We start from the raw sequence: 8,221 nt of genomic DNA, 5'->3' as shown, positions 1-8,221 counted from the left end.
GAACTCCCGATAAACATACATCTGCCACCATTCGTCAGGGCGCGGCCTGCGCGGAACGGTACTCCGCCGGCCTCCCGCAGCCCGGCGCGTGCACCGGTCCAACGGCAATCGCCTTGAGGCACCGGACTACCGAGTCGCGGCGATCACCGCCCGACCTGATCCGCGTCGAAATTGCCATCGAGCCCGGCAATCGCCTGCAGCCAGGCGCGGTATCGCTCCAGTGCGAACGGCGGGCCGCCGACGAGCGCGTGATTGGCGCCCTTCACGTCGTTCGCCGTCCACTGGATCAGCCACATAGCCTGCTGTCCACGTGATATGGGAATGCGCGCCAACTCGCAGTTCTCATTGGCAGGCGACTCGAACTCGCCCTGCGACACGATCGCCCCGCTGTCGGCGTCGCGCACCGCGTACCGCCCGGCGGCGTTGACGCGCGAGTCGTTGCCCATGACCAGACGCACGTGCCACGTGTCCGGCTCGTCCACCATCAGGCACATCGGCTGCTGCACCCGCCTCAGGTAATGGTACGCGAGCTTCTTGCTCAAGTAGTAATCCACCACCGCGTCGGAGAACTGCGGCCAGCCGTCAACGAGATTCCACCACAACACGCCGGTGCGCCGCCACTTGCGCAGGCGCACCATCTCGACGAAGAACTTCTTCGCCTCGGCCTGGCAGATCTGCGACGCGAGGGCGAAGTCCTCGAGCATATCGGGCACCGCATCAAACATCTCCGCGATCTGCTTCGCCATCAACTCCACGCGGTAGGCCATGCCGCCGGGCTCGGGCGTCGGGTCGGTGGCGTGAACCCGCCACTCCTCATTATCCTGCCACGGCCACAGCGCATCGGGGGACAGGAACCGGCGCAGGGACGACACGTTCGGGCATCCGTGGTAGCCGATCTCGCCGATGAAGTGCGCCGTCGTTTCGACATACTCGCGGCTCTTGTAGTAGTTCCGTGCGCCCCAGAGATGTTGCTCGGGCAGCGCGTCCCAATCGCCCCCGGCCTGAGGCGAGAAGTAGGGCGAACTCGGGAGGTAGGGACGGTACGGATCACAGCGCTCCACCGCGCGGCGCAGCGCCTCCCGTGAGATGCGGTTCTGCGCGGGGTCGAGACCGTCGCCGACGTAGACGCAGTCAATCTCATTGTCGCCGCACCACAGCGCGAGAGACGCATGGTTGCGCAGCTTGCGAATCACCGATTCGGCCTCCACCCGCACCCGCGCCAGGAAACTCAGGGACTGCGGATAACGCGAGCAGGCGAATGCGAAATCCTGCCACACCATGATGCCCTTCTCGTCGCAGAGGTCGAAGAACGCATGATCCTCGTACACGTTGCCGCCCCAGCAGCGCAGCATATTGCAGCCCACGTCGTCGGCAAGCGCGAGCAGCGGCGCGTAGCGCTCGGCGTCGCGGCTGTGGAACGCATCCGCCGGCACCCAGTTCGAGCCCTTGACCAGAACAGGCACGCCGTTGACGACGAAGCGGAAATCGCCGTCCGGCCCGGCGGTCTCCGTCCGGTGAAGGTCGATTGTGCGCAAGCCGACGCGGTCCGTGCGCACGTCCGCGACCTCGCCATCGAGGAGCAACTCCGTCCTGATCGTGTATAGGCTCGGCTCCCCGTAGCCTTTCGGCCACCACAGCTCCGGATGCGGGACGTCAATGCCGGTCGCGCCGGCGGTGAAGCGCGCGTCAACGGTTCTAGAGAACCGGCTGTCGCCGCATTCACCGGTGAACCGCACGCTGATGCCCTCCGGCTCGACGCGGTCGGTCTCGACCTGCCACTGCACGCGCAAGTGTGCGTTATCCGGTGATGCGTGCCGGGTGCAGAAGTACAGCGACGCGATATGATTCGGTTCGAGTATCTCCAGGGACACGGGGCGCCAGAGCCCGGCCGACACGAGGCGGGGCATGATGTCCCACCCCCAGCAGTGCGGCGGCTTGCGCACGCCGATGGCCTCCCACGAATCGAGGGTGCCGCTCTCCGAAGGCTCGATGCAATGCCCCCTGGCGGACATGACCGGGGAGGCGAGTCGGACGACGAGCGTGTTGTCGCAATCCGCATTCAGGCAGTCGGTGACGTCGAAAACATGCTCGATGAGCGCGTTGTCCGTCGTGCCGAGATTACGTCCGTTGAGCCATATCGTGGCGAAGCAGTCCAGCCCGCCGAACACGAGCCGGGCGCGCTGTCCTGGCTCGAGCGACTGCGCGAGGAACGTCCGCCGATACCACCAGTCCTCGAACTCGTACGGCCTGAGCACGAAGATGTTGCGCCCGCAGAACGGGTCCGGCAACTTGCCCGCCTCGATCAAGGCCAGCTCTACATTCCCCGCGACTCGCGCCGGCAGAATCTCCCAGTCGTCCCCGAATGTCTCCTCGAGTGAACCAACGTGCTCGGTGCGATGCGAGCGATGACTGAGTTCCCAGGTGCCGCATAGGTCAATTCGCGTCACGTGATGCCTCCGCGGGCGGCCTAAGTGCCAGGCAGCGTTGTGAACATACGACGGCGGCGTGCGCACCGTCAGCGCAGGCCGCCACTTCGGCGAAGGCGCGAGGCTATCCTGCCCGATGCTCGCTCAACGCCCGCGCCGTTTGCAGCGCCCCCTTGCGAGCCTGCACCAATTGTGGTCTAATTGCCGAGGTGTGGAATCTGGCGATGATGACGTCCGGGAATGCAATCGGCATGTCTGACTGGGTCGTGAGCCCCGACGAAGCGCGCGCGCTGGAAGCGCACGGCCAGCACTTCGCCGCCGGGTTCCTGGCGGGCGGAGACGTATCCATCCCGATGCGCCACGCGCGCGGCATTGCCAACTATTTGGGCAAGTGCGAGCTGCCGACGTATCGGGGTGAGCCGCTCTACCCGGCCAACCGCAGCATCTGGACCGATCCGGCGCCTCAACTCTTGTGGCATCACTACGTTGCGCTCGATGCTACGTTTAACTCGGGGCTTGCGAGCGAAAAGGCCGCGGCTGCTGCCGGACCCGTTGAACGAAGTGCGTTCGAGAAGGCGCAGCGATTCTGCGAGTCGTACCCCCGCGGCGGCGGATACACGCACAGCATTATCAACTTCGGCCGCGCGCTGAGCGAGGGGCTCGACGCGTACGAGGCGCGCATACGCGAACGTCTGGCCGCAGGCGAAGACGCCGAGAAACAGGAACTCCACCGCGCGTTGCTCCTGGTGCTTGAGGCGGTTGACCGCTATCGGGAGCGAGTCGCGGGCTACCTGGCGGAATGCTCGTTCTCCGATCACACGCAGGAACGGAACCGGCAGCGCCTCGCCGCGGCGTACGACAGTCGCCTGCCCATGCGCCCCGCGCGCGGGTTCTTCGAAGCGATCGTGTCCACCATCTTTCTCTACGCCCTCGATGGCAGCGATGATCTTGGCCGCTTCGATCAGTTCATGGGGCCATACTACCGAGACGATCTCGCGGCGGGCCAGACGACGCCCGACGAAGCGCGCGAGTTGATTCGCGAACTGTGGCGCTACGTTGACGCGTGCTGTGGCTGGAACGTCGCCATCGGCGGCAGCACGCGCGACGGGCAAGAGGCGAGCAACGACGTCACCGTCCTCTGCCTGCAGGCCGCGCGCGGCATGCGCCGCCCCAATCTCGCCATACGACTGCGTCGCGACACGCCGCAGTGCATCTGGGATGCCGTCGCGGACACGCTCGCCGCCGGAACGGGCCTGCCGGCGCTCTACTGCGAGGAGAACTACCTGCGCGCGCTCGACTTGGCTCAACTCAACTTGCCCGACGATGACAAGCGTGATTTCGCGTTCGGCGGATGTACTGAAATCATGATCCACGGCCGCTCGTGCGTGGGCTCGCTCGACGGCGATTTCAATGTCGTCAAGACGCTCGAGGACAGCCTCCATCACCATCTCCCGGTTTGCGCGACGTTCGACGATTTTCTCGCCGCGTTCGAGGGCGACCTGCGCGCGGGCATCGCCGGCCTGACCGCTCAGGTGTGCCGCAACCAGGAGGTGCGCGGCGCGTATCACCCACAGCTCATCCGCACGCTGCTCATTGACGATTGCATTGACCGCGGGAAGAACTACTACAACGGCGGCGCGCGCTACAACTGGAGCGTCATCAACATCGTCGGCCTGAGCAATGCGGTGGACTCGCTGGCCGCCGTGCGCAAGGCCGTGTATGAGGACGAGCGCGTGACGGCGAGCGGGCTGCTCGATGCGCTGCGCGCGAACTTCGAGGGGCATGAAGGCCTGCGCAAGCATCTGGAACAGTGTCCGCGCTACGGCAACGACGATGCGGAAGTCAACGCTCTCGCCAATCGCCTGTCGGGCTTCGTGTATCGGGAGTTCAAGCGGTACGCGCCATGGCGCGGCGGGAAGTTCCTGTGCGGAACGCTGATGTTCACGACCTACGGCTGGTTCGGCAAGCCGGTGGGGGCGACGCCAGACGGGCGGCTCGCGGGGACGCCGGTCGCGGATTCCGCCGGGCCGGTGCAGGGGCGCGACACGCACGGCCCGACGGCGATGCTGCGCTCGGTCACGTCGCTGCAACAACTGCATGCGCCGGGCACGCTGGTCGTCAATATCCGCCTATCCCAGGAGCTGTTCAACACACCAGAGGGCCGCGCCAAGTTGCAGTCGCTCATTCGCACCTACTTCGACCTCGGCGGAATGCAGTTGCAGGTCAACGTGGTTGATCAGGAAGTGCTCCGCGACGCCATCGCCCATCCGGAACGCCACGGCGATCTCATTGTGCGCGTCGGCGGGTATTCGGAGTACTTCAACGCCCTCGACGACGACCTCAAGCGCACCATCCTCGAACGGGTGGAGCATCAGTAAGGCGGCGACAGGCCGCAGCGCGGGATGGACACAGCGGGAATGCGCTCCCTTGTCCGACAGCAGGCCAACGTCTCAGGCAAGATGGCGCTCGGGCGCTCACGGTTCCAGCGGCAAGGCGATGAACGGATTGCGCGGCCAGCGGAAACCGACGGGGTGCTCGTAGTTATCCCATTCCGCGAGCACTTGCCCGATCATCCCCATGCGCGTCGGCACGAGTTCCGCCTCGCGGTCCAACGCGATGACCTGCTTCGACTCGTGCCACGAGAGGTCGGATGAATGCACCAGGCCGCTGGGGCCGCCGAGGCGGCTGAACGCGCGCCCCCATGCCGTCGGCTGCATCTCGCCGTCCACCAGGCCCGTCGGGTTCCCGTCGTCCCAGTGCTGGAAGTACCACACCATCCATCCCGAGCAACTGCCAACCGTCGCCCGCACCATGTCCGAGCATGCGCCCGCGACCTGCTCGGGATCCTGGCTGTCCAACGAGAACTCCTCCAGGATCACCGGCATCGGTCTGCCCGCCAGGCACGCGCGCAGGCGCACGGTCACGCCGCGAACCAGCGCGGCATAATCCGAGCCCTTCACCTCGCTCGCGTCGTGATTGTCGTGATGGGTCATGTAGTCCACGAGGTCGCTCTGCTCGGGCTCGGAGAGCCCGGAGAAGTACTGCGCCGCGCCCTCCCACAAGCTGCCCGGCGGCCGCATGTGATTGGCGATCGCCACCATGTGATTGGGATCGGCGCGGCGGATGGCCTCGATCTGGGGCTTGAAATAGCGATACGATGCCCACTCACGAAAGTCCTGATAGTCCATGATCTTCGCCGCCGGATCAACATAGCGATGGGCGCCGAAGTCGTAGGCATAGTCGCACACCCCGATCTCATCAACCGACGTGAAGGTCGTCCCCCATGCGCGATTCAGCGCGTCGAGCGACCCGTGCCGCGCGACGGCCCAGCGTCGCCAGTACCACATCGCGGGTTCGGTGACGACCGGCCCCCACGGCTCATCCGGCGGGCGCCACGTGAGGTTATAGCTCGGCAGCGTCCACTCCACGCATGGTTCGTACGAAAAGAGCGTTGGGTTGTCGCGCAAACGCGTCGCTACCTGGGTCCAGAATGATTCCAGAACGACGAGCGAGTCGACCCCGTCGGACTTCCACGGGCTGCGGCCGAAGTACTCGCCGCCCTCATGCCACCACTTGATCTCGTTGCCGCCCCATTCCGCCAGGGAAAGCACCACGCGGATCTGATGTTGCCGGGCGAGTTCCAGGAAGTCATCAACATTATCGAGATAGCCGGGCGCCAGGCGCGCCTCCCGCGGCCCCTGCGGGTCAGGCAGCACCTTCGCGATGGGCAGAAACACCTTGACCAAGTTGATGTTGAGGTTCTCCATTCTCGACAGGGCCCGGTCGTAGAGGGCGCGATCGTAGACCTGCGGGCCGAACATATCGAGGTATTTCCTGTCGTGGAGCACGAAGTTGGTTCCCCAAGGGATGAATCGCTGGCGCGATTGCGCCGTCTCGAAGGTCCAGCGATCGGGCGCGACGCGGATGAACTCGTCCTGCGGCGCACTGCTCGCGGGCGCGGGCAGTGCGGCCGCCGCAACGCCTGCGAATAGCGCGAGGAGGATGATGTCACGGGGCGTCATAAGGCACCTCCACGAGCGAATCGTTCGAACAGCGCGCAACACGCGCAGCAGCACCGCGCGTGTTGCAGAGCGCAGACACCAGCGCTAGTCCGCAAAGAACTGCGGGAGATGCTTCCGGTTCGCTTCGAGCATCTCGCGCAGCATGTCGCGGGCGGTGTCGAGGTCCTGAACCAGCGGGTCGGTCGCTAGAACCGCCAGCGCTTTGTCCCGGTCCCCGTCGAGGCCCGCTTCGACGGTCATCTCCTGCCGCAGCACGTGGGGGAGAACGACGGCGAGAATCTCCGGCGGCAGCGGGCCCGCCGCCGCAGGATGCACGCCCGCACCGTCGACGACACAGAGCGTCTCGACCACCGCGTCCAGCGGCAGGTTGGGGATCTGCCCCTCATTGCGCGCGTTGAGGCTGACGACAACGCGCTTGCCGGTCACCAGCGCGCGGATCACGGGCGCCACGGCCTCGTTGCTCTGCCCGCTCGGCACGTCCGCTTCGCCGCTCGCCATCTTCCGCGCGCTTTCGCGCTGCCGTTCCCTGCCGCGCTCGCGATCGACGATGGAGGTGCGCTTGAGACCATATCGTTCGACTTGCTCCATGTCGCGCAGGAAGTAGGGGAAGAACTCGACGATGTGCCGCGCCTGGATCGCCGGCAGGTATCCGAGGCTCTCGAAGAGCTTGAAGCACGCGACATAGCCCTCGAGGATCCCCTGCTTGTCGTCGTCGAAGCGCCAACCATCAGCCAATCGCGCGCGGATGTCGGCAAGCACGTCGGTCTCGCCGGCGCGGTAATCGAGCAGCCACGAGCAATGATCCACTCCGGCGACGCGGAAACCTCCCGCCTCGCCCGACGTCGGCGGCTCGACGCCGGCAAGCTGCGCGTAGTCATGTGCCGCCGCATCAACACCGTGGCAGATGCCCAGCGCGCGGATTGATGATGCCTTCTCGACCGTCCGCGTCAGTGCCGTGAGGGGATTGCTCACATTGAGCATCCATGCCTGCGGGCAGCGCCGTTCCATCGCCCGCGCGAAGCCGGCGAATACGGGGATGTTGCGCAGCGCCCGCGACAGCCCGCCCGGTCCCACCGTGTCCCCCACGGTCTGGAAGCAGTGGTACCGCTCGGGGATTTCGAGATCCGCGCGCATCGCATGCAGGCCGCCGGTGGTGATGGTCACGATCACGAAGTCGGCGCCGTCGAGGGCCTCGTCCAACTCGGTCATCGTGCCGACGGAGAAAGCGCCGTCGTGCGCGACGCGGATGCGCTCGCAGACCTTGCCCAGAATGCTCAGCGCGTCCGGGTCAAGGTCCGTCAACGCGATCTCGCCTCCCGGCAGGTCTCGCTCCAGCATGATGTCCGTGACCAGCCGCGGCGTCCACCCCGGGCTTCCGCCGCCGATGACCGCGATCTTCAGGTCCTTCACAGGGCTGCTCTCCTTCATCCGCGGATGACACGGCAAGCCGCCGAGCTTCGCCGCCTCAGCCGTGTCGCCGGTTCACCCTCGCCGCACGGACTTCACAGCAGGTATGGGCTGAAATCGTCCTGGAATCCGACGTAGCGATTGTTGTTCGCGATGCTCAGGCGCACCGCCTCGTTGACCGCGGTGCCGATGAGCGCCTGTGCCGGCAGGGGGCGCAGCGACTCGAGCGCCGCGATCATGTCGCGCCGCTTCGCGAGCGCATCGTCGGCCGGCAGGCCGCGCGTGGCGGCCGCGATGGCGCGGATATCATTCACCCCCTGCATGATGCTGTCGTACCCGTAGCCGACGTACTCCGGCTGATCGGGG

At 66.0% G+C, this 8,221-nt stretch carries 5 protein-coding genes; 1 reads left to right on the top strand and 4 read right to left on the bottom strand.

Annotation, left to right across the window (positions count from 1 at the left end):
* Window positions 1-143 precede the first annotated feature (143 nt).
* A complete protein-coding gene (locus JSV65_12305; protein UCH33353.1) occupies window positions 144-2,447 on the bottom strand; it encodes a glycoside hydrolase family 2 in 2,304 nt (767 codons plus the stop codon).
* A 230-nt stretch (window positions 2,448-2,677) separates the two neighbouring features.
* Here JSV65_12305 and JSV65_12300 point away from each other — a divergent pair, with 230 nt between their 5' ends.
* Window positions 2,678-4,804 carry a hypothetical protein gene (locus tag JSV65_12300; protein ID UCH33352.1) on the top strand — a complete coding sequence of 709 codons (2,127 nt, stop codon included), beginning with the start codon at window positions 2,678-2,680 and terminating at the stop codon, window positions 4,802-4,804.
* A gap of 96 nt (window positions 4,805-4,900) precedes the next feature.
* On the opposite strand, the gene JSV65_12295 is transcribed toward JSV65_12300, so the two are convergent.
* The 3 genes from JSV65_12295 to JSV65_12285 all read right to left on the bottom strand — a co-directional run.
* A complete protein-coding gene (locus tag JSV65_12295; GenBank protein UCH33351.1) occupies window positions 4,901-6,448 on the bottom strand; it encodes a beta-galactosidase in 1,548 nt (515 codons plus the stop codon).
* An 84-nt stretch (window positions 6,449-6,532) separates the two neighbouring features.
* Window positions 6,533-7,858, bottom strand: coding sequence for a hypothetical protein (locus JSV65_12290; protein ID UCH33350.1), 1,326 nt, complete (start codon window positions 7,856-7,858; stop codon window positions 6,533-6,535).
* A gap of 92 nt (window positions 7,859-7,950) precedes the next feature.
* Window positions 7,951-8,221: hypothetical protein (locus tag JSV65_12285; GenBank protein UCH33349.1), on the bottom strand; the 271-nt coding region annotated here is incomplete at its 5' end.

It is taken from the genome of Armatimonadota bacterium, assembly GCA_020354555.1.
Taxonomy (GTDB): Bacteria; Armatimonadota; Hebobacteria.
Note: the sequence above shows the minus strand (reverse complement) of the source record. Positions and strands in the feature narration are given on the sequence as shown.

Coding starts and splice junctions, on each gene's coding strand:
- JSV65_12300 (UCH33352.1), top strand. CDS start 2,678: ATGTCTGACTGGGTCGTGAGCCCCGACGAAGCGCGCGCGCTGGAAGCG.
- JSV65_12295 (UCH33351.1), bottom strand. CDS start 6,448: ATGACGCCCCGTGACATCATCCTCCTCGCGCTATTCGCAGGCGTTGCG.